Annotated in this window: 21 protein-coding genes; 13 read left to right on the forward strand and 8 right to left on the reverse strand. The window is 67.8% G+C overall.

The genetic code is table 11. The features are described from left to right. Window positions 1-31 precede the first annotated feature (31 nt). The gene (locus ACFW6D_RS22080) at window positions 32-250 is read left to right on the forward strand and encodes a hypothetical protein (RefSeq protein ID WP_379232697.1); all 219 of its coding nucleotides are present in this window, start codon (window positions 32-34) and stop codon (window positions 248-250) included. A 12-nt stretch (window positions 251-262) separates the two neighbouring features. Further along, window positions 263-1,360 (forward strand): SPFH domain-containing protein, encoded by a 1,098-nt coding sequence (locus tag ACFW6D_RS22085; RefSeq protein WP_379330949.1) that lies wholly within the window; start codon window positions 263-265, stop codon window positions 1,358-1,360. A 55-nt stretch (window positions 1,361-1,415) separates the two neighbouring features. Here ACFW6D_RS22085 and ACFW6D_RS22090 read toward each other — a convergent pair whose 3' ends face one another. Then, on the reverse strand, window positions 1,416-1,922 hold the full coding sequence (locus tag ACFW6D_RS22090; RefSeq protein WP_379330901.1) for a nitroreductase/quinone reductase family protein: 507 nt from the start codon (window positions 1,920-1,922) through the stop codon (window positions 1,416-1,418). Between the two features lie 74 nt (window positions 1,923-1,996). Between ACFW6D_RS22090 and pta the strand changes: the two genes are divergently transcribed. Together pta and ACFW6D_RS22100 are read left to right on the forward strand one after the other, a co-directional pair. Beyond that, entirely contained in the window at window positions 1,997-4,075 is a 2,079-nt protein-coding gene (gene pta / locus ACFW6D_RS22095) for a phosphate acetyltransferase (protein ID WP_379330903.1), read from the forward strand. After that, the gene (locus ACFW6D_RS22100; protein ID WP_379330905.1) at window positions 4,072-5,265 is read left to right on the forward strand and encodes an acetate kinase; all 1,194 of its coding nucleotides are present in this window, start codon (window positions 4,072-4,074) and stop codon (window positions 5,263-5,265) included. The genes pta and ACFW6D_RS22100 overlap by 4 nt, the downstream gene beginning before the upstream one ends. Here ACFW6D_RS22100 and ACFW6D_RS22105 read toward each other — a convergent pair. From ACFW6D_RS22105 to ACFW6D_RS22115, 3 genes are read right to left on the reverse strand one after another with little or no spacing between them, the layout of a single operon-like run. After that, on the reverse strand, window positions 5,262-8,090 hold the full coding sequence (locus tag ACFW6D_RS22105) for a tetratricopeptide repeat protein (protein WP_379330907.1): 2,829 nt from the start codon (window positions 8,088-8,090) through the stop codon (window positions 5,262-5,264). The genes ACFW6D_RS22100 and ACFW6D_RS22105 overlap by 4 nt on opposite strands. Before the next feature lie 5 nt (window positions 8,091-8,095). Beyond that, window positions 8,096-9,052 carry a glutamate ABC transporter substrate-binding protein gene (locus tag ACFW6D_RS22110; protein WP_379330909.1) on the reverse strand — a complete coding sequence of 319 codons (957 nt, stop codon included), beginning with the start codon at window positions 9,050-9,052 and terminating at the stop codon, window positions 8,096-8,098. Continuing rightward, entirely contained in the window at window positions 9,049-10,530 is a 1,482-nt protein-coding gene (locus ACFW6D_RS22115; RefSeq protein WP_379330911.1) for a hypothetical protein, read from the reverse strand. The genes ACFW6D_RS22110 and ACFW6D_RS22115 overlap by 4 nt, the downstream gene beginning before the upstream one ends. A 127-nt stretch (window positions 10,531-10,657) precedes the next feature. On the opposite strand from ACFW6D_RS22115, the gene ACFW6D_RS22120 reads away from it, so the two are divergent. Then, a complete protein-coding gene (locus ACFW6D_RS22120; protein WP_379330913.1) occupies window positions 10,658-11,284 on the forward strand; it encodes an NUDIX domain-containing protein in 627 nt (208 codons plus the stop codon). Between the two features lie 9 nt (window positions 11,285-11,293). Then, window positions 11,294-11,668: a hypothetical protein gene (locus ACFW6D_RS22125; protein WP_379330915.1), complete on the forward strand. Its 375-nt coding sequence runs from the start codon at window positions 11,294-11,296 to the stop codon at window positions 11,666-11,668. 6 nt (window positions 11,669-11,674) lie between these two features. On the opposite strand, the gene thiE is transcribed toward ACFW6D_RS22125, so the two are convergent. Next, entirely contained in the window at window positions 11,675-12,373 is a 699-nt protein-coding gene (thiE, locus tag ACFW6D_RS22130; RefSeq protein WP_379330917.1) for a thiamine phosphate synthase, read from the reverse strand. A 113-nt stretch (window positions 12,374-12,486) separates the two neighbouring features. Between thiE and thiO the strand changes: the two genes are divergently transcribed. The 6 genes from thiO to ACFW6D_RS22160 all read left to right on the forward strand — a co-directional run bounded on the left by thiO (window position 12,487) and on the right by ACFW6D_RS22160 (window position 17,460). Beyond that, complete coding sequence (gene thiO / locus ACFW6D_RS22135) at window positions 12,487-13,557, forward strand: glycine oxidase ThiO (RefSeq protein WP_379330951.1); 1,071 nt, start codon at window positions 12,487-12,489, stop codon at window positions 13,555-13,557. Next, window positions 13,554-13,769 carry a sulfur carrier protein ThiS gene (gene thiS / locus ACFW6D_RS22140; protein ID WP_379330919.1) on the forward strand — a complete coding sequence of 72 codons (216 nt, stop codon included), beginning with the start codon at window positions 13,554-13,556 and terminating at the stop codon, window positions 13,767-13,769. The genes thiO and thiS overlap by 4 nt, the downstream gene beginning before the upstream one ends. Further along, a complete protein-coding gene (locus ACFW6D_RS22145; protein WP_379330921.1) occupies window positions 13,762-14,517 on the forward strand; it encodes a thiazole synthase in 756 nt (251 codons plus the stop codon). Before thiS ends, ACFW6D_RS22145 begins: the two co-directional genes overlap by 8 nt. Window positions 14,518-14,602: 85 nt before the next feature. Beyond that, window positions 14,603-15,538, forward strand: a complete 936-nt coding sequence (locus tag ACFW6D_RS22150) for an ATP-binding cassette domain-containing protein (RefSeq protein ID WP_379330923.1) — start codon at window positions 14,603-14,605, stop codon at window positions 15,536-15,538. Further along, entirely contained in the window at window positions 15,538-16,296 is a 759-nt protein-coding gene (locus tag ACFW6D_RS22155; protein ID WP_379330925.1) for an ABC transporter permease, read from the forward strand. The genes ACFW6D_RS22150 and ACFW6D_RS22155 overlap by 1 nt, the downstream gene beginning before the upstream one ends. 351 nt (window positions 16,297-16,647) lie before the next feature. Then, window positions 16,648-17,460, forward strand: a complete 813-nt coding sequence (locus ACFW6D_RS22160; protein ID WP_379330953.1) for an adenylate/guanylate cyclase domain-containing protein — start codon at window positions 16,648-16,650, stop codon at window positions 17,458-17,460. Here ACFW6D_RS22160 and ACFW6D_RS22165 read toward each other — a convergent pair. From ACFW6D_RS22165 to ACFW6D_RS22175, 3 genes are read right to left on the reverse strand one after another with little or no spacing between them, the layout of a single operon-like run. After that, a complete protein-coding gene (locus ACFW6D_RS22165; protein ID WP_379330927.1) occupies window positions 17,443-17,781 on the reverse strand; it encodes a hypothetical protein in 339 nt (112 codons plus the stop codon). The genes ACFW6D_RS22160 and ACFW6D_RS22165 overlap by 18 nt on opposite strands. Before the next feature lie 49 nt (window positions 17,782-17,830). After that, window positions 17,831-17,974 carry a hypothetical protein gene (locus ACFW6D_RS22170; protein WP_379330929.1) on the reverse strand — a complete coding sequence of 48 codons (144 nt, stop codon included), beginning with the start codon at window positions 17,972-17,974 and terminating at the stop codon, window positions 17,831-17,833. A gap of 29 nt (window positions 17,975-18,003) precedes the next feature. Next, entirely contained in the window at window positions 18,004-18,843 is an 840-nt protein-coding gene (locus tag ACFW6D_RS22175; RefSeq protein ID WP_379330931.1) for an SDR family NAD(P)-dependent oxidoreductase, read from the reverse strand. Between the two features lie 42 nt (window positions 18,844-18,885). Between ACFW6D_RS22175 and ACFW6D_RS22180 the strand changes: the two genes are divergently transcribed. Beyond that, a complete protein-coding gene (locus ACFW6D_RS22180) occupies window positions 18,886-19,479 on the forward strand; it encodes a TetR/AcrR family transcriptional regulator (RefSeq protein WP_379330933.1) in 594 nt (197 codons plus the stop codon). Window positions 19,480-19,530 lie beyond the last annotated feature (51 nt).

The following is a 19,530-nucleotide window of genomic DNA, read 5'->3' on the forward strand; positions in this document are numbered from 1 at the left end:
ATCCGGTGCGAGACAAGGAGGTTCACCCGCGATGACCGACTCCGTACACGGCATGACCGGCGTCATCACGTCGCCGATCCGCGCGGCAGGCGCGCTGGGTGAGGTGCTGGTCTCGATTCGTGGGGGCACCGAGCTCTATCTCGCCAGAGCCGAGGAGCCGATCGCCGCCTGGACCACCGTGTTGATCGTCGCGGTCCATCCGGGACGCCTGGTCGACGTGGTCACCTGGATTCCCCTCCCCGCTGAATGAAAGGGCCCCATGATGCTGGGCTATCACGTTCCCGACCCCGACGAAGCGATGCTGGTCAGCGGCGCCAAGACCAAGGACGACACCCCGTTCCGGGTGGTCATCGGACGCGGTACCTGGGTGGTGCCGCTGTTCCGCAAGGTTCGCTACCTGTCGCTGGCCATGTTCGAATCCGAGATCCGCGAGCGCTGCGTCACCAAGCAGGCCATCCAGCTCGATGTGCGCGCGGTGATCGCGTTCAAGGTCGCCAACGACACCCAGTCGATTGTCAATGCGGCACAACGCTTCCTGTCCGAACAGGAGCAGGAGATGTCGGTGCTGACCGGTCGTATCTTCTCCGGCCACCTGCGCTCGATCGTCGGCTCGATGACGGTCGAGGAGATCATCCGCGAACGCCAGAAGCTGGCCGACGAAGTACTCATCGCCTCGAAGGTGGAGATGAGCAATATCGGCCTCTGGGTCGACTCGTTCCAGATCCAGTCCATCGACGACGGCAACCTCGGCTACATCAATGCGCTTGCGGCACCGCACAATGCGGCCGTGCAGCGCGACGCGCAGATCGCCCAGGCGCAAGCCGCCCAGCGTTCCGCCGAAGCCGAGCAGGAGTCGTTGCGTCGTCGCGCCGAGTACGAACGCGAGACGTCGATCCTCAAGGCCCAGTACCAGCGCGACATCGACAAGGCCAATGCCGAAGCGGCACAGGCAGGTCCGCTCGCCGACGCCATCGCCCGCCAAGCGGTCCTGCACGCCCAGGCCGAACAGGCGCGCAAGAACGCGGAACTGCGCGAACAGGAGCTTCAGGCCGAAGTGGTGAAACCTGCTCAGGCAGAAGCGGAACGGGTCCGCATCCTCGCCGAAGCGGAGGCCGACCGCACCCGCATCCAAGCCGAAGCGGCAGCTTCCAACAACCGCATCGCCCTCGACCAGATGCTCATCGAGCAGCTACCCGAGATCGTCAAGCAGGCGTCTCAGGGCCTGGCAGGCGCCAACCTCACCGTCCTCAACGGTCCCGACGGCGTGAGCGAGATGCTCAACGGCATGGTCGGCCAGGGCCTGACGGTCTTCAACTCCCTGCAGAAGGCCCTGTCGAACGGCGAGGTCGACAAGGTCTGACCCGGACGGGGGCCGGGGCGTGCGTCCGGCCCCCGACCTGGCCTTACTAGAGCGGTTATGCCCGGCGCAAGGCGAAAATGCGCAGGTCGCGGGTGGTGCGGTCGCGGTAGGCGGTGTACGCGCCGGTGATGTCGACGAAACGGGCGAAGATTTCTTCTTTGTCGGCGGCGGGGACCGGTGTGGCTGTGACGGGGATGCGTTCGCCCGCGATGGCGACAGTGGCCGCGGGGTCGGCGAGCAGATTCGAGGTCCAGGCGGGGTGGCTGGCCTGGCCGAAGTTGGAGCCGATGACGTAGAGCGTGTCGCCGTCGTGGACGTAGAGCAGCGGCTGGGTGCGCGGCAGACCGGACTTGCGACCGGTCGTGGTGAGCAGGACCACCGGCGCCCCGATCGGGCCGAGCACGGTGTACTTGGCGTCGGTGCGTTCGAGGACGGCCCGGTCGAGCGGGGTGAGCGTGCGGATCAGCCAGGAACCCGGCTTGGTCGCGGCGAAACGGTTTGCTGCGCGGGACAGGGGGTTGGTGCGGGAACCCCACTGCCGATCCGGGAACTGCGATGTCATGAACCGGACTATAACGGCATCGATCGGACCACACCGAGCCCCCGAATCGCCGACGATTCACTAAGCTCGCGAGCATGGTCGAACATGCGCCGTCCACCGTGTACATCGCCTCGCCCGAGGGTGACACCGGAAAATCTACGGTGGCCCTGGGGGTTCTCGGCATGCTGTGCGCCACCACGGCCCGCGTGGGTGTGTTCCGTCCGATCACCCGCTCCGCCGACGAGCCCGACTACATCCTCGAACTGCTGCTCGAGCACAGCACCGCCGACATCAGCTACGAGCAGGCCGTCGGCGTCACCTACGAGGACGTCCACCGCGACCCCACCGCCGCGATCAGCGACATCGTGATGCGCTTCCACGACGTCGCCAAGGCGTGCGACGCGGTGGTGATCGTCGGCAGTGATTACACCGACGTCGCCAGCCCGAGCGAGCTGCGCTTCAACGCCCGCATCGCGGTGAACCTGGGCGCGCCGGTCCTGCTGGTGGTCCGCGGCGCCGACCGCACCCCCGCCGAGGTCAAACAGCTCGTCGAGTTATGTGCCTCCGAGCTGGCTACCGAACATGCCCACCTGGTCGCGATCGTGGCCAACCGCTGCGACCCCGATGAACTCGACGAAATCGCGGGCACCCTGGCGGGTTTCGACGTGCCGTCCTGGACGCTGCCCGAGGTGCCGCTGCTGATGGCGCCGACCATGGCGGAGTTGTGCGAGTCGATCGACGGCGAAATCTACAGTGGCGACCCGGAATTGCTGCAGCGTGAGGCGTTGCGCATCATGGTCGGCGGCATGACCGCCGAGCACATTCTGGAGCGCCTGTCCGACGGTGTGGTGGTGATTGCGCCGGGTGACCGTTCCGATGTTCTGCTCAGCCTGGTGAATGCCCATGAGGCAGAAGGGTTTCCGTCGCTGGCGGGCGTGATCATGAACGGTGGCCTCCGCCCGCATCCGGCGATCGCACGCCTGATGGAAGGGCTGCATCCCCGGCTGCCGATCCTGGCCACCGAACTCGGCACCTATGACACCGCCAGCGCCGTGCACGGCACCCGCGGGCGGATGTGGGCGGGCAGCCCGGGCAAGGTCGACACCGCGCTCGCGCTGATGGAACAGCGCGTCGACGCACCGGAGTTGTTGCGGCGCATCCAGGTTCCGTCCTCGGAAGTCGTGACACCGCAGATGTTCGAATACCGGCTGATCGAACGCGCCCGCTCCGATCGCAAACGCATCGTGCTGCCCGAGGGCGACGACGACCGCATTCTGCGCGCCGCAGGCCGGGTGCTGCAGCGCAAGATCGCCGACCTCACCATCCTCGGCGACGAGACCTCCATCCGGGCACGCGCCTCCGAACTCGGCGTCGACATCGCCGATGCCCAGGTGCTCGACCCACGCACCTCGGGCTACCTCGACGAATTCGCCGCCGAGTACACCGAATTGCGCAAACACAAGGGCATGACGCTCGAGCGGGCGCGCGAAACCATGGCCGACATCTCGTATTTCGGCACCATGATGGTCTACAAGGGAATCGCCGACGGCATGGTCTCCGGCGCCGCGCACACCACCGCCCACACGATCCGGCCCTCGTTCGAGATCATCAAGACGGTGCCCGGCGTCTCCACGGTGTCGAGTGTGTTCCTGATGTGTCTGGCCGATCGTGTTCTCGCCTATGGCGATTGCGCGGTGGTGCCCGATCCGAGCTCGGAGCAGCTGGCCGATATCGCGGTGTCCTCGGCGGGCACGGCGGCCCGGTTCGGCATCGAGCCGCGGGTGGCGATGCTGTCGTACTCGACGGGTGCGTCCGGCACCGGCGCCGATGTCGACAAGGTGCGCGCGGCCACCGAACTCGTACGTGAACGGGCACCGGAACTGCCGGTGGAAGGACCGATCCAATACGACGCGGCGATCGAGCCAGCCGTTGCCAGCGCCAAGCTGCCCGATTCCGAAGTAGCCGGTAAGGCAACGGTTTTCGTCTTTCCCGACCTCAATACCGGCAACAACACCTACAAGGCGGTGCAGCGCAGTGCTGGCGCGGTCGCGATCGGTCCGGTGCTGCAGGGTCTGCGCAAGCCGGTGAACGATCTTTCGCGCGGCGCGTTGGTCGCCGACATCGTCAACACGGTGGCGATCACCGCCATCCAGGCGCAGGGAGATGCCAAGTGAGCGACCTCGTGCTGGTGCTGAACAGCGGCTCTTCGTCGATCAAATATCAACTGCTGCACGCTGTCTCAGGTCAGGTGCTGGCTTCGGGCCTGGTCGAGAAGATCGGCGAAGCGCACGGTGGGCGGATCGTGCACGAGGCAGGTCCGGCCAAGCTCGAGTTCAACGGCGCGATCCCCGATCACAAAGCCGGGCTGGCGCGGGCGTTCGAGATGTTCCGCGAGACCGGCCTCGACCTCACCACGATCGGGATCGGCGCGGTCGGGCACCGGGTGGTGCACGGCGGCGAGGTGTTCTGGGAACCGACCCTGATCACCGACGATGTCGTGGCGGCGATCGATGAACTGTCGGTGCTCGCGCCGCTGCACAATCCCGCCAATGTGGTCGGCATCGAGTCGACCCGCGAACTGCTGCCCGGCCTTCCCGAGGTCGCGGTTTTCGACACGGCGTTCTTCCACACCATGCCCGACGCCGCGAGGACCTACGCGATCGACGCGAAACTCGCTGCGGCCCACGGTATTCGCAAGTACGGCTTCCACGGCACCTCGCACCAGTACGTATCGGAGAAGGCCGCGGAGTACCTGGGCAAGCCGACCGAGGAGCTGAACCAGATCGTCTTCCACCTGGGCAACGGCGCGTCGGCGTCATCGATCCAGGCGGGCACCGCGATCGACACCACCATGGGCATGACCCCGCTGGAAGGTCTCGTGATGGGGACCAGGCCGGGCGATCTCGACCCCGGTGTGACGCCGTATCTCATGCGGGCGGCCGATCTGGACATCAGCCAGGTGGAGCAACTGCTCAACCGCAGTTCCGGGCTCAAGGGTATGAGCGGGGTCAACGACTTCCGTGAATTGCAGCAGCTCATCGACGGTGGCGACACTCAGGCGAAACTCGCCTACGACGTCTACATCCACCGTCTGCGCCGCTATCTCGGCGCCTACCTGGTGGAACTCGGCACCGTCGACACCATCGTCTTCACCGCGGGCGTGGGGGAGAACAGCCCGGCCGTGCGCGCCGACGCACTGGCGGGACTGCAGAACCTTGGCATCGAGATCGACCCGACCCGCAACGAGACCCGAACCCCCGGCATCCGCCCCATCTCCCCGGATTTCGCCCCGGTGACGGTGCTGGTGGTCCCCACCAACGAGGAACTGGCCATCGCGCGCGCCGCCCACAAGTTGGTCGGCTAAAACCAGGACTTCGGGCGCAAAGAGTTGGCCAGGTCGACGAGGGCGTAGCGGTGGTCCCGGTCCGGCGCGTTGCGGGCGAGGGCGCGCAGGCCGGATTCGGTGCCGTCGCGTAGATCGCGTTCGGAGAAGCTGCGACCGAACAGCTTGGCGTCCTTACGTTTCGGGGTGTTCCCCGCCTGCAACCACGCCAGCGCGGTGCCCTGGACCAGGGTGCGCATGAGGGTGGCGCGGTGCTCGCCGGGCGCGATGGACTGGGCCCGCGAGGCCGCCAGTCGCAGGACCTGTTCGTCGAGTTCGGCGACGGGAGAGCTGGTGAGCAGCAACAGGATTGCCGTGGTCTGGGCGGTGGTGAAGTGGCGTGACGCGGCGGGTACGTCGTCGAGCGCGTGCACGGCTTCGCCGACTCGCCCTGCCACCGCCAACTGCCGGGCGAGGCCGAATGCGGCGCTCACGACGGCGCGGTCGGTGCGCCAGACGGTGTCGTAATAGCGTTCGGCGAAGCTGCGCCACTGCTCGGGTGCGGCGGAATCCCAGTGCTGCAGAATGAGTTCCGCCGTTGCGGCGAGTGCCAGCTTGGGCGCGATCTCACCCGGCAGCACGCGCAGCACCTCCTCGAAGGCGGCGAAGGCGGCTTCGTAGTCGAGCTCCAGCAGATAGGCCTGGCCTCTGAACCAGTCGGTGCGCCAATCCGATTCGTTGGGTACCCGGTCGAGCATGTGGAGCACCGCCGCCGACTCGCCCAGTTCCAGCCGGGCCCGCGCCTCGGCGAAAAGCAGTTCGCCCGCTAGGGTTTCGGGCGCGTTGTCGGGATCGGCCTCGGCCCGCTCGCGTGCATCGTGCAGCGCCTCTAGCACCCGTTCCGGCTCCGGGTTGGTGGTCGCGGCCAGCAGCGGCGCCGACGGGTCGGCGGGGTCGATCAGCGGGATGGGCAGGGCGGCAACCACATCGCGAGAATCGAGCAGCGGAGAGCGGCCGATACCGTCGAGGTAGGCGTCGGTTTGGCTGATCAGTTCCTCGGTGCCGAAGCTGGTGCGCTGTGGACTGAACACTGTGGACAGCTGGGGATGTTCGGTGCCGGTGTCGTAGGCGAGGATCTCGCGCAGCACACCGGCCAGCTGCGCCATCATCGCGCGCGCCGACGGAAAGCGTTGCGTCGGATCGGGATCGGTGGCGGTGAGCAGGAACCGGTGGAAGAACTCGTAGCGCGCCAGCAATGGTTCGTCGGCCGGGTCGGGGATGCCGTCGAGGTAGCGGCCGTGCTCGCTGGGCAGCGCCAACGTGAGGGCGGCGATGGTGCGGCCGACGGTGTAGACGTCGGAGGCGGGTGTCGGGCCGGTGCGGGCGATCTCGGGAGCTTGGAAACCCTTGGTGCCGTACAGGTTTCCGTAGGCGTCGATGGTGGCGACCGCGCCGAGGTCGATCAGCTTCACCTGGTCCTCGGTGACCATCACATTGTCGGGCTTGAGGTCGTTGTAGGTGAGGCCGATCGAATGCAGATGTTCCAGTGCGGGAAGGATTTCCAGCACATACGCGATGGCCTCGGCCAGCGGCATCTGCTGGCCACTCGGCTTGGCGTCGAGGATGTCGCGTAGCGAATGACCGCCCACGTACTCCATCACGATGTAGCCGATGGACCCGTCACCGGCGGTGTGCTCGACGAAGTTGTGGATCTTGACGATGCTCGGGTGCGCCACCTCGGCCAGGAACTGCCGCTCCGCCACCGCCACGGCCTGCGCCTCGGCATCACCGGCGTGCAGCAACCCCTTGAGCACCACCCACCGATCGCTCACATTGCGGTCGATGGCCAGGTAGATCCAGCCGAGCCCGCCGTGCGCGATACAACCCTGGATCTCGTACTGCCCGGCGACCATATCGCCCTCGTGCAGCGAAGGCCGGAAATCGTAAGCCGCCCCACAGGTTTCGCATTCACCGGCGGTCGACGCGGCCCGCGCCGGCGTCGAACGCCCGACCGGATTGCTACAGCGCCAGCAGAACCGCCGCCCCTCCGACACCATCGGGTCCGCCAGCACCGCATCACGCGGATCAGCCGGGGTCACCGTCGGAATCGGCACCAGCCCCGCCCCGAGCCTGCGCGTAGGACGCGACCGCGCCGTCCGCACACTGCGCCCCGACCGCGTGGTACTCACCCCGGTCTCCGGTGTGGAAGGCCACGGTTCGGAAGTCGCGTGTGAGCCGGGCAGGTCGCCGCGCAGGGCAGCCTCGGTAGCCGCATGCGGCGCATTCACCGGAACCCGCTGCGCCGCTTCGGTCGCCGCGTAAGGCGCGGTTTCGCTGGGCAGCCGTTGTGCGGCCTCGGTCGCCGCATAGGGCGCGGACTCGGGGAAACGCTGAGCAGCCTCGGTTGCAGCGTGCGGCGCGGTTTCGTGGGGCAGCTGTTGGGCGGCCTCCGGTGCCGCGAAAGGCATGGACTCGGGGGAGCGCTGAGCAGCCTCGGTTGCCGCGTAAGCCGTGTCCGCGGAGCGTTGTGCAGCCTCGGCCGACCCGTGCGGTGTGGCTTCCGGAGGCTGCTGTGCCGCCTCGCCCGAGCGCTGGACCTCGGAGTCCTCGGTGCGCAAGGTGGCGTCGGTCGCCGGGGTGTGGTCGCGGCTGCTCGCCTGCTTGCGGGCGAACTCCGCGGCGGCCTCGGCGGTGAGCTTGGGCAGCGGTCGCGTCTCGTCGTCGCCGGGCAACGTCCACCCACCGGGCAGCGTGCCTGGACGCTGTCGTTGGATCATCTGGGTGGGCTCGCGACGTTCCCGGTCATCCGGGGTCGGGCGATCCGAATCACGTTGCCCTGATTCGTCATTGGTCGAGTTCGTGCTCATCGCCGTCAGTCCTGGTACTTCGGTGCGGGTGGGCTCGGGGTCTCGCCGAGGGTCGCGAGCCAGCGGCGGTGGATGCGGGTCCAGGTGCCGTCGTTGCGGATGCGGTCCAGGGTGGAGTTCACGAAACGCACCAGATCGTCGTCGCCCTTGGGGATGCCGATGCCGTACGGCTCGGCACTGATGCTGCCCCCCACCACCTCGGTGTAGGGGTCCTGGGCGGCGAGGCCTGCGAGGATCGAGTCGTCGGTGCTCACCGCGTCGACCTGGCGTTGTTGCAGCACCACCAGGCAATCGGCCCAGGTCGGCACCGTCAGGATGGTGGCGGCCGGCTGGTCGCGACGGATGTGATCGAGCGAGGTGGTGCCGCGCACCACGCACACCCGCTTGCCCGCCAGATCGGCCAGGCCGTTGATGCCCGAATCCTTCACCGCCAGCACCCGCTGATCGGCGCGCAGATACACCGTCGAGAACGCCACCCGCTGACGTCGCTCGCAGGTGATCGTCATCGTCTTCGCGATCAGGTCGACGGTGTGATCCTGCAGTGCGCGTTCGCGTTCTTCCGAAGCGAGACTGCGGTATTCGATCAGATCCGGGTTGCCGAGCAGGTCGCGGGCGATCTCGCGGGCGATGTCGGCGTCGAAGCCGACGATGCGCCCGGAGAGCGGATCGCGGAAGCTGAACAGATTGCTGCCCGCGTCGAGACCGACCACCAGCCTGCCGCGCGCGCGAATCGCATCGATCGTCGGGCCAGGGGCGGTGCTGGGTCGCAGACTCGCGGTCGGATCGCCGCACTGCTCGCCACCGGTGGCGGGTACGGGGGTGTCGGTGCCGATCGGAATTGCCTTGGCGGGCAACGGCGGTTCGGAATAGACGCCGCGCTCGTCGGGCGCGGGCGTGCTGTCGGAACAGCCCGCGAGCAGCCCGACCAGCATCAGCGCCGCGAGGACGCGCCCGCGCCTCACCGGTACTCCCGCAGTCGCGGCCACAACCCGAGCGCCACGCACACCGCCGCCGCGATCCCGAGCACGAATGCGCCGGGGGCGAGGAAGGACAGCACATCGATCGCTTGGGAAACCTTGTCGCGCAACGTCGCTCGCGTGGCGGCGCCCGCCTTGTCCAGTGCCCGGTCGAGCGCGTCGACCTGGGCGGCCGAATCCGCGGCGCTCGGGCCGGTCGCCACCGCGGCCGCACCAAGGAAATCGCCACGCTCGAGGGTGCCGTTCATCCGCTCGTGGGCGGACTGCCAGCGGGTGAGCGCGGCCTGCGCGTGCCCCACTTCGTCGCGGGCGGGCGCGTCATCGGGATATCCGGCGAGCAGTTCGGTGAGCCGGGCGGTGTTCGTATCGAATGTGCGGTCGTAGTCGCCGGTCGCGTCGCGACGCACCAGCTTCACCATCTCGGCTGATCTGGCCTGCTGCACCAGGATTCGGCTCTCCGCCAACCGCGCCGACGGCACCGCGCCTTCATCCCGGCAGCGAATCATCGCCACCGCCGACACCGAACCGGCGGCCACCGTCCACAGCAGCGTCAGCGCCAGCGCACCGGTGCCGAGCAGCAAACCCATATTGAAGAACCGCCGCGAGCGCCGCGCCAGCTCCACCTGCACCCAGACCAGCGCGCCCAACGCCACCACCAGCAGCACGATCGCCGTCCACGGCGGTTGCACGTGCCGATACTGCGCCGCGGTGACCGCGTCGAAGCGGTGGTCCTCGAGTTCCTCGGCCATCGGCAGCAGCGTGGTCTGCATCTGATGCGAAGCCTCGCTCAGATACGCCGCGCCGACGGGATAACCGTTGCGGTTGTTCACCCGCGCGGTCTCGATCAGCCCGCTGTAGACCGGCAGGCCGGTCGCGATGCCGGTTCGCAGGCGACGATCGGCGCCCGACGGGTCGGCCGCCTCCTCGTCGGAGATGTGCCCGGCCTGGGTCACCAGCTCGGCGGCGGCTTCACCGACGGCCTGGGTATAGCGGTCACGCACCGCCTTCGGTTCGATGCCGCCCGCGATGAACGCGGTGCCCGCGGCCGCGTCGGCGATCGAGAGCGAGGTGTAGAGGTGGTTGGCCGAATGCGCGTCGGGTTCGGTGTCGTCGAGCAGCACGCCGAGAGCTTGCTGGCGCTCGCTCACCGTCGAAGAAGTCACCGCGCCCGCGGTCACGCAGAGCACCATCAGGACCAGTCCGGCGGCAACCAGACGCCCCGGCGAGGACTGCGCGAACCCGCGCAGCCGGGCCGGATGGAACTGCGCGCGCAACGCCCTGACGTCGGGTGCGGGCGGGCGGTCGATGGGCGTGGCCGGTCGGCGAAGTGGCGCCCAGCGCGGTGTCACCGGCGCCGCTGTCGCCGTCTCGGGGGCTGCTGTACCTGCCCCGGCCTGCGCGGACGGGCGGACACGAACGGCCGCCACCTCCGTCGAGGCATTGCGATTCCCCGGTTCGACCATCGTTCACCTCCCGGCGCTGTCCGTGCACACGTACCTGTGCGGAGTTTATTGTTGTCCCACGGGTAGCGCAGCCCCTCACACACCCCCGCAGCGGTTGCTGTTCGGCTGCTCGGGGAAAGAGTATGGGATGCGCGGCGACGGAGACGGCTGGTACGACAGCCCCGACGGGATCAAGCACTGGGGCAAGTTCGGTGCGGCGGGACTGCTGCTGCGTGCGCCGCTACCCAGCGGCGGGTCGGCGGTCCTGTTGCAGCATCGCGCACCATGGAGTCATCAGGGCGGGACCTGGGCGTTGCCCGGTGGGGCGCGGGATTCGCACGAGTCACCCGAGCACGCCGCCGTCCGCGAGGCAGAGGAGGAAGCCGGCATCACCGCCGCCGATCTCCGCGTCCGCGCCGAGCGCCTGACCATGACCGCCGCCAGCGGCTGGACCTACATCACCGTCATCGCCGACGCCGACAAACCACTGCCCACGGTCGCCAACCAGGAAAGCGCCGAACTGGCCTGGGTCCCCGAAGACGAGGTCACCGACCTGCCGCTACACCCCGGCTTCGCGACCGCCTGGATCGAACTGCGCGCGGTCCCGTTGCGCGTGCGCCTCACCTCCGGCCACCGCGCCGACGTCGTTCCCCGCACAGTCGAACTGCCCGACCTGAGCTTTTACTGGCTGCACTCCCACCCCGGCGGTCCCGGTCGAGAAATCGAGCTGGACGCTGTCGACGGACCCACTGTCCTCGCGCGCCTGCAGCGGTAGATTCCTGCTGTGCGTGGGTTTGATATCGATGGCCATCGGGTGACATTCGAGCTGGGCGACAAGGGATTTCGAGTGCTGGTCGACGGCGCGGTGATCCCGGTGACATGGGAGCTGCAGGACCACCACACCACCAACGTCAGGACCTACGAAGAGGTTCTCCAGGCTCGTCATCCGGTGGACTGGGTTCCGTTCGGGCACTCGCGTAAAGCGGGGGAACCGTCGATCTACCCGGACCGTCGCGCGGCGTATATCCGTTTCTACATCCCCACCACGCACATCTACAACACCGCCTTCTGGGCGTCGGAGAACGTCTGGATCAGCTTCGCACCCGATTTCGGCAGCGCTGAGGTCACCACTACGAAGTCCGTCGACTCGTCGACGTGACGGCGCTCAGTTCGCGGCGAGCAGTGCCTGCTTGAGCTCGCGGGCGGCGGCCTCGGGATCGGCCGCTTCGGTGATCGCTCGCACGACCACAACGCGGCGGGCACCAGCGGCCAGCACCTCGGGCAGTCGCGGCAGATCGACGCCGCCGATGGCGAACCACGGCAGGGTGGGGTGGGAGTCGGCGGTGGAGCGGATGAAGTCGACGCCTGCGGCTTGGCGGCCGGGTTTGGTGGGGGTGGTCCAGATCGGGCCGGTGCAGAAGTAGTCGAGGTGGCCGTCGATGGCGGCCAGGCCCGCCTGGTTGCGGTTGTGGGTGGAGCGGCCGATCACCACATCCGGGCCGACGACGCGGCGTGCGTAGGCGGGCGGCAGGTCGCCCTGCCCGAGATGCAGTACATCGGCACCGGCAGCCAATGCGATGTCGGCGCGGTCGTTCACCGCGAGCAGGGCGCCGTGGCGGCGGGTAGCGGCCTTGATCTCGGCGAGCGCACCCAGCTCGGCCTTCGCCTCCAGCGGACCGAACTCGGCCTCGCCCGGTGACCCCTTGTCCCGCAGCTGCACGATGTCGACCCCGCCCGCGAGCGCCGCGTCGACGAAGCGGGCCAGATCGCCCTTCTCCCGGCGCGCATCGGTGCACAGGTACAGCAGTGCGCTCGAGAGGCGCTCCCTGGGCGGGACGGAACGGTTCGGATGGGAGGGCTGCACGGTGACGACGGTAGTCGCGCTACCGTTGAGACGCGAGTATCGAGGCGTCAGCCGTGGAAGTTCAGCGCCGAGAACCGCGGCACCAGCCGCAAGAAAGCACAGTTAGGAACGTGATGCGCACTCTGGCGGTCGTTGGCGGCGGCGCCGTCGGGCTTGCCGTCGCGTGGCGTGCTGCTGAGGCTGGCTGGACGGTCACGATCTACGACCCCGAACCCGCGCGGGGTGCTTCCTATGTGGCCGGTGGGATGTTAGCCCCGCTCTCGGAGGGCTGGCCGGGTGAGGAGCGGGTGCTCGCCTTCGGTTCGGCCGCACTCGACGAGTGGCCCGCCTTCGCCGCGAGCATGCAGAAGATCTCCGGCGAGACCATGTTCGTAGCCGATGAGACCCTGACTGTCGCCCTCGACGGCGCCGACGCCGAAGATCTGCGCACCGTCTCGGACTGGCTGGCCGGTTTCGGCCACGATCTGCGGGTGCTCGACCGCGCGGGAGTCCGCGCACTGGAACCGGCACTGGCGCGCACTGTTCGGGCCGGACTCCACGCGAAAACCGAGCCGGCCATCGACAACCGTCGCGTACTGAGAGCGCTGCAGAAGGCGTGCGCTGGCATCGAGATTCGCACGGAAACTGTTGTCGCACTGGATGATCTACCGCACAACCGCATCGTCCTGGCCGCAGGCGCCCGTTCGGCCGAACTCTGGCCGGGTCTGCCGGTGCGCCCCGTGAAAGGTGAAATCCTGCGGTTGCGCCACCGGCCTGGCGTAAGTCCTGCACCGACCAGGGTGATCCGCGCCCGAGTGCATGGCCGACAGGTCTACTTCGTCCCCCGTGCAGACGGAATCGTCGTCGGCGCAACACAATACGAAGCAGGATTCGACACCACTGTCACCGTCGGCGGAGTTCGCGACCTGATCGCCGACGCCGAAACAATCCTGCCCGGCATCGCCGAATACGAACTGGCAGAAGCGAACGCGGGCTCACGACCGGCCACCCCCGACAACCTCCCACTGCTCGGCCACCTCGACGACCGCGTCATCGCCGCCACCGGTCACGGCCGCAACGGCATGCTCACCCTCGCGCTCACCGCCGCGCTGATCCCCGCCCTGCTCGACGGCGAGACCCCTGAGGCCGCCGAAGTTGCCGCACCCCAACGTTTTCCAGCACTGTCGCAAGGAGGAGTTCGATGACCTCGACCATCCCGATCGGCGTCACCGTCAATGGTGTCGACCACGAGTTCCCCGAGTCGCTCAGCGTCCGCGAACTCTTGACCAAACTCGAATTGCCGTGCCAGGGTGTGGCATTGGCGGTCGACGGCGCGGTCTTCTCGAAATCCCGCTGGGACGAACCGGTCGAGCGCGGCTGGACCATCGAGGTTCTCACGGCGGTGCAGGGTGGTTGAGCCGCTGCGGATCGCCGACCGCGAATTCGGTTCGCGCCTGATCATGGGCACCGGCGGCGCCGAAAACCTCGCAGTCCTCGAACAGGCCCTGATCGCGTCGGGCACCGAGCTCACCACAGTCGCGATGCGCCGAGTCGACGCGGCGGGCGGCACCGGCGTGCTCGATCTGCTGAAGCGGCTCGACATCACCCTGCTGCCCAACACCGCAGGCTGTCGCACCGCCGCCGAAGCCGTGCTCACCGCCCAACTGGCCCGCGAGGCCCTCGACACCAACTGGGTCAAACTCGAGGTGGTCGCCGACGATCGCACCCTCCTGCCCGACCCCTTCGAACTCCTCGACGCCGCCGAAAAGCTCGTCGACGACGGTTTCGTGGTCCTGCCCTACACCACCGACGACCCCATCCTCGCCCGCCGCCTCGAGGAGGCGGGCTGCGCCGCCGTCATGCCGCTCGGTTCCCCGATCGGCACCGGCCTCGGTATCGGCAACCCGCACAACATCGAGATGATCGTCGCCGCCGCGAAGGTCCCCGTCATCCTCGACGCGGGCATCGGCACCGCCAGCGACGCCGCCCTGGCCATGGAACTCGGGTGCTCAGCCGTCCTGCTGGCCACCGCCGTGACCAGAGCGAAAGACCCCGAACTCATGGCGTCGGCGATGTCGGCCGCTGTCCGGTCCGGCTACCTGGCCAGACACGCGGGCCGCATCCCCAAGCGCTTCTGGGCTCAGGCTTCTTCCCCATCCCTCTAAGGGTCGAAGGTCATCCTCGAGGATGACACGACTCGCTACTTCTCGGCGACGCGCGAAACGGGCTTTGTCGGGCAAGCTGGGGCGCATGATCGAGCTGAAGGGCCTGACGAAGCAATTCGGCCAGACCGTCGCGGTGCAGGACCTCACGTTCACCGTCAAACCAGGACTGGTGACCGGGTTCCTCGGGCCCAACGGCGCTGGCAAATCGACCACCATGCGGATGATCCTCGGGCTGGACAGGCCCACCTCGGGCACCGCGCTCATCGACGGCAAGCACTACCAGGAGCTCGAGCGCCCGCTGACGCAGGTCGGCGCGCTGCTCGACGCCAAGTGGGTGCATCCGAACCGTTCGGCGCGCGCCCACCTGGAGTGGCTGGCCGCCTCCAACGACATCCCGAAGGAGCGGGTCGAAGAGGTCTTGCGCCTCGTCGGCCTGTCCGAGGTGGCGAATAAGAACGCCGGCGGTTTCTCGCTCGGCATGTCCCAGCGCCTCGGCCTGGCGGGCGCGCTGCTCGGTGACCCGAAGGTGCTGCTGTTCGACGAGCCGGTCAACGGCCTCGACCCGGAGGGCATCCTGTGGATCCGCCGGTTCATGCAGCGCCTGGCCGCCGAGGGTCGCACGGTGCTCGTGTCGAGCCACCTGCTCTCGGAGATGGCCCAGACCGCCGAACAGCTCATCGTGATCGGCCGTGGTCAGCTGATGTTCGACGGCTCCACCAAGGAGTTCATCGACCGCGCCTCCGAGCAGTCGGTGCGCGTACGCAGCCCGCAACTCGATCAGCTGCGCAGCCTGCTCACCTCCCACGGCATGACCGTGAAGGAAGACGGCGACGCCGCGCTGATCGTCGCCGGCGTCACCTCCGACGAGGTCGGCAAGGTGGCGGGCACCAACAACGTCACGCTCTACGAACTGGCACCGCAGCAGGCCTCGCTGGAGGAAGCGTTCATGCGGATGACCGGCGGCGCCGTGGAGTACCACGGTGAAAGCTTCGACCACCAGGTGATGGGAGGTGCGCTCTGATGGGCGTGCTCGCAGCGGAACGAATCAAACTCACCTCGACTCGCTCGCCCTGGTGGTGCTCGGTGGCGGTGGTTGTGCTCGGCATCGGATTCGCCGTGCTGATGGCACTGGTCCTCAATGCCGACTCGGCCGGTGACTCGGGCGAGGCCCCGCCACTCACCCCGACCATGGCGGTATCGGGTATCTCCGGCTTCGGCGTGATGGTCTTGATGATCATGGCCACGCTGTCGGTGACCAGCGAATACCGCTTCGGTGTCATCCGTTCGAGTTTCCTTGCGGTGCCGAACCGATCCAAGGTGATCCTGTCCAAGACAGCCCTGGTCGGCGTCTACTCTGCCGTCCTCACCGGGGTCCTCGCACTGATCGCCTTCGTCATCGCGAAGGGGATCAGCGGTGATCGGGCGCCCGGCCTTGTCCTCGACGGGAATTGGCGCGCGATCTACGGCCTGCCGATCTACGCCGTCCTGTGCGTGGTGCTCGCCGTCGCGGTCGGTGTGCTGGTGCGTCAGTCGGCCGCCGCGATCTCGCTGCTGATCCTGTGGCCACTGCTGATCGAGACCCTGCTGGGTGCGTTCGGCAGCTTCGGCCGCACGGTCACCCCGTTCCTGCCCTTCGCGAACGCGAACCGCTTCCTGAGCGACCAACCGGTGATGGGCGACTGGCACTGGGGCGTGTGGGGCAGCCTGATCTACTTCACCGTCTTCGTGGCGATCGTGTTCGCCGGTGCGCTCGTGCTGGTCAACCGCCGCGACGCCTGACAAAACCTGCCCTGGGTCGCCCTCGTAATGGCCCAGGGCGACCAGGGGCCGCGACCTTGTCGGGAGGCCGCGCCCCCACAAACCCCCGACGTCCGCTGCCCGGACGCCGGGGGTTCGTGTGTACATGGGGTAACTCGCCGGGCACGAGCAAACCCGACCACACACTGAACCGTCGGCCGCCTCCATCGCCTCCACGCTCCTGAATCTGGCTATAAGGCGCGGAGTGGCGGGTGAGCTAATCTTTTGAGCGTGAGTGAAACGCCTTCTGGCGGGGTGAATCCGCGGCGCGATGCCGCTGCGGACGTATCCATCCCGTTGGAGCCGATCGTCAGTGAATCCGCCGAATCCGACATGAGTGCACGCGCAGGTCGCAAGCGCGCCCAGATCTCCGCGAAGTTACAGGCCGCCAATCGTCGGGCCGATGTGATCGGCGCTCTGCGCAAGGCGCGTCAACAGCTGCCAGGCGACCCCTCGTTCGGCGATCCGCTGTCGGTCACGGGCCCCGGCGGTGCGCGTGCGGTCGCGAGGGCGGCGGACAAGATCGTCGGCGGCGCACCCACCGCGGCCAGGGAAATCGGTTTCGGCGCCCTTCAGGTGTGGCAGGCCGGACTCGAGCGAATCGGCCGCGGGCGTGGCACCGAGGAGGTGACCATCGTGTTCACCGACCTGGTCGGCTTCTCCGCCTGGGCGCTCGCCGCAGGCGACGAACGCACGCTCGACCTGCTTCGTAAGGTCGCCAAGGCGATCGAGCCGCCGATCGTCGAGCGTGGCGGTCAGGTGGTCAAGCGGATGGGCGACGGTCTGATGGCGGTGTTCTCCTCGCCCGACCGCGCCGTGCGCGCCGCACTGGCGGCCCGCCGCAATCTCGGCGAAGTCGAGATCGACGGCTACACCCCACGCATGCGAGTCGGCCTGCACACCGGTTCCCCCCGCGAAATCGGCGGCGACTGGCTCGGCGTCGACGTCAACATCGCCGCCCGCATGATGGAGGCAGGCGGCAACGGCAACATGATGCTGTCCAGCACCACCCTGGCCGCGCTGCGCCCGGAAACCCTCGACGACCTGGGCGTCACGGTCAAACCGTATAAGCGCAACTTCTGGGCCGCCCCACTGAACGGCGTCCCCGAAGACGTCAGAATCTTCAAACTACACACGCCGAGCTGACCGCTTCGCCAGCCGATCCTGTTCCTTCCAGTACTCGCGGAAGGCCTTCTGCGTCGGCGTCGGCTTGGACGTCAGCGCCTGCCAGTTCGTCGCGCGCACGAAGTCGATGATCATCAACACCGGCAGGATGAACGCCGAGAAGAAGATCAGATAGCTGCCACCTTCGAACACGAACGCCAGGTACCCCGCGTACCCGAGGAAGACGACGCCGAACACGGCATTGAGCCAACGCGAGAGCTCGCTGCGCCCGTTGTCGACGTTGGCCATGAGGATCATCGCGAGGCCGCTGACTGCGAGCAGGCCGACATACCAAGTGAACATGTCGGCAAGCCAACAGCTTTCGCCTTACCCCGCCCTTGCGAAACCCTTGCTACTCCAACCAGAGCCAGGCGCCGAGCCCCGAGAGGACGGCGGCGACGATCAACGCGATCGACATCGCGCGATTGTTCTTCCAGGTCGTGTACGCCCCGCCGAGCATGAACCCGGCGAGCGCGAAGAGCAGCACTGACAGCATGGTTGTAGATTCTCGCACCGTCGAGCGGCTTAACCGATTCTGCGTGCCCTCGCGACGGAACGGAACACGCCTGCCAGGTCGAAACGGGCGGAGATGCGCTCGAAGGTCCGTGGCGTCGCTGCCGCCAGCGCGACCACCGCGCGCGGCGCGCCCTTCATCACGATGACCTCGGCACGATTGCGCTCGATCGCGGAGATGACCGCCGGGCCGATGGCCGCCGCGGGCGACTGCGGCATCAACCGGGACGCGCGGACGCCGAACTCCCTGGTCATGTCGTCGTACATCCCGGTGTCCGCCATGAAACCCGGGCATACCGCACTCGCGCCGACACCCCAACCGTCGTCCTCGGCGCTGAGCCGCAGTGAGCGCGTGAAGCCGACGAGGCCGAACTTGCTCGCGTTGTAGGGCTCCTCGTACGCCGACGGAAGAAGGCCGGCGATGGAGGCGATATTGACGACGTGACCACGTCCACGCTCGATCATGCCGGGGACGACCAACCTGGTCAGGATCATCGGCGCGGTCAGATTCACCGCAACCATCCGCGCCAGATCCTCGACCGAGGCTTCGGGGAAGTGCTGCGCGCCCTCGAGGCCCGCGTTGTTCACCAAGATATCGACGCTGCCTACCTCGGCCTCGACGCGTGCCCACACCTCGGGCAGCGCCGCGGTGTCAGCCAGGTCTGCCGCGAAGGTCGACACTCGGACACCGGTCTCGTCCCGGAGTGTCCGCGCGACATCCTCCAGCGCGTCCGCCGAGCGAGCGAGCAGAGCCAGGTTCACGCCGCGTTCGGCGAGGGCTCGGGCGATGAGAACGCCCATCCCGCGCGAGGCGCCGGTCACGAGTGCGGTATCTGACGGCCGAAGTTCCATATCTGATAGTGACAGATTGTTCACTAACTGCCAAGATGCGGTATGTCATCGTCTGAACCACGTCCGCGCAGGGGCCTGCCCGAAAACACCAGGGCACGCCTGATCCGGGCCACGGCGCAGACCTACAACGAGTTCGGGCTCGCCGACACCGACGTGCGTCGCATCGTGGCGAGCGCGGGATACGCCACCGGCACCTTCTATCGACACTTCAGCGACAAGCACGAAGCACTCCTCGCGGCGTGGGAGTGGTGGATCGTGGTCGAGTGGTCGCCGGTTCTCGAGGCTGTTCGCCGGGCGGGCTCAGCGCGGGAGCGGGCCGAGCAGGTGGTGGATACGGCGGCCGGGATCCACCGGAAATGGCACGGACTGCGAGTCGCGATGGCGGCGCACGCCCAGGTGAGTCCCGCCGCGATGGCGGCCTATCGCGCCGCGCAGCGCGGGCAGGCAGCCATTCTGGGCGAGGTTCGCGAGGCGATCGGTGGTGCAGCGCGGTCGCGGGAGTCCGACCTCCTCGTCGCTATGACACTCGAGCGGATCCTCGATGCGAACGCGTCGGGTGAACTGGACGCACTCGATATTCGATGGTCGGCGATGCGCGATCTGCTGGTCGCTCAGGTCACGACAGCGCTCGCCTAGCGGAATGCTCGAAATTAACAAGCACGCGTGCTTGCTTTTTTTCTGAACCGC

The sequence above is a fragment of the Nocardia sp. NPDC058705 genome, assembly GCF_042749305.1.
Taxonomy (GTDB): Bacteria; Actinomycetota; Actinomycetes; order Mycobacteriales; family Mycobacteriaceae; genus Nocardia.

Coding starts and splice junctions, on each gene's coding strand:
- ACFW6D_RS22080 (WP_379232697.1), top strand. CDS start 32: ATGACCGACTCCGTACACGGCATGACCGGCGTCATCACGTCGCCGATC.
- ACFW6D_RS22085 (WP_379330949.1), top strand. CDS start 263: ATGCTGGGCTATCACGTTCCCGACCCCGACGAAGCGATGCTGGTCAGC.
- ACFW6D_RS22090 (WP_379330901.1), bottom strand. CDS start 1,922: ATGACATCGCAGTTCCCGGATCGGCAGTGGGGTTCCCGCACCAACCCC.
- pta (WP_379330903.1), top strand. CDS start 1,997: ATGGTCGAACATGCGCCGTCCACCGTGTACATCGCCTCGCCCGAGGGT.
- ACFW6D_RS22105 (WP_379330907.1), bottom strand. CDS start 8,090: ATGAGCACGAACTCGACCAATGACGAATCAGGGCAACGTGATTCGGAT.
- ACFW6D_RS22115 (WP_379330911.1), bottom strand. CDS start 10,530: ATGGTCGAACCGGGGAATCGCAATGCCTCGACGGAGGTGGCGGCCGTT.
- ACFW6D_RS22120 (WP_379330913.1), top strand. CDS start 10,658: ATGCGCGGCGACGGAGACGGCTGGTACGACAGCCCCGACGGGATCAAG.
- thiO (WP_379330951.1), top strand. CDS start 12,487: ATGCGCACTCTGGCGGTCGTTGGCGGCGGCGCCGTCGGGCTTGCCGTC.
- thiS (WP_379330919.1), top strand. CDS start 13,554: ATGACCTCGACCATCCCGATCGGCGTCACCGTCAATGGTGTCGACCAC.
- ACFW6D_RS22150 (WP_379330923.1), top strand. CDS start 14,603: ATGATCGAGCTGAAGGGCCTGACGAAGCAATTCGGCCAGACCGTCGCG.
- ACFW6D_RS22155 (WP_379330925.1), top strand. CDS start 15,538: ATGGGCGTGCTCGCAGCGGAACGAATCAAACTCACCTCGACTCGCTCG.
- ACFW6D_RS22160 (WP_379330953.1), top strand. CDS start 16,648: ATGAGTGCACGCGCAGGTCGCAAGCGCGCCCAGATCTCCGCGAAGTTA.
- ACFW6D_RS22165 (WP_379330927.1), bottom strand. CDS start 17,781: ATGTTCACTTGGTATGTCGGCCTGCTCGCAGTCAGCGGCCTCGCGATG.
- ACFW6D_RS22170 (WP_379330929.1), bottom strand. CDS start 17,974: ATGCTGTCAGTGCTGCTCTTCGCGCTCGCCGGGTTCATGCTCGGCGGG.
- ACFW6D_RS22175 (WP_379330931.1), bottom strand. CDS start 18,843: ATGGAACTTCGGCCGTCAGATACCGCACTCGTGACCGGCGCCTCGCGC.
- ACFW6D_RS22180 (WP_379330933.1), top strand. CDS start 18,886: ATGTCATCGTCTGAACCACGTCCGCGCAGGGGCCTGCCCGAAAACACC.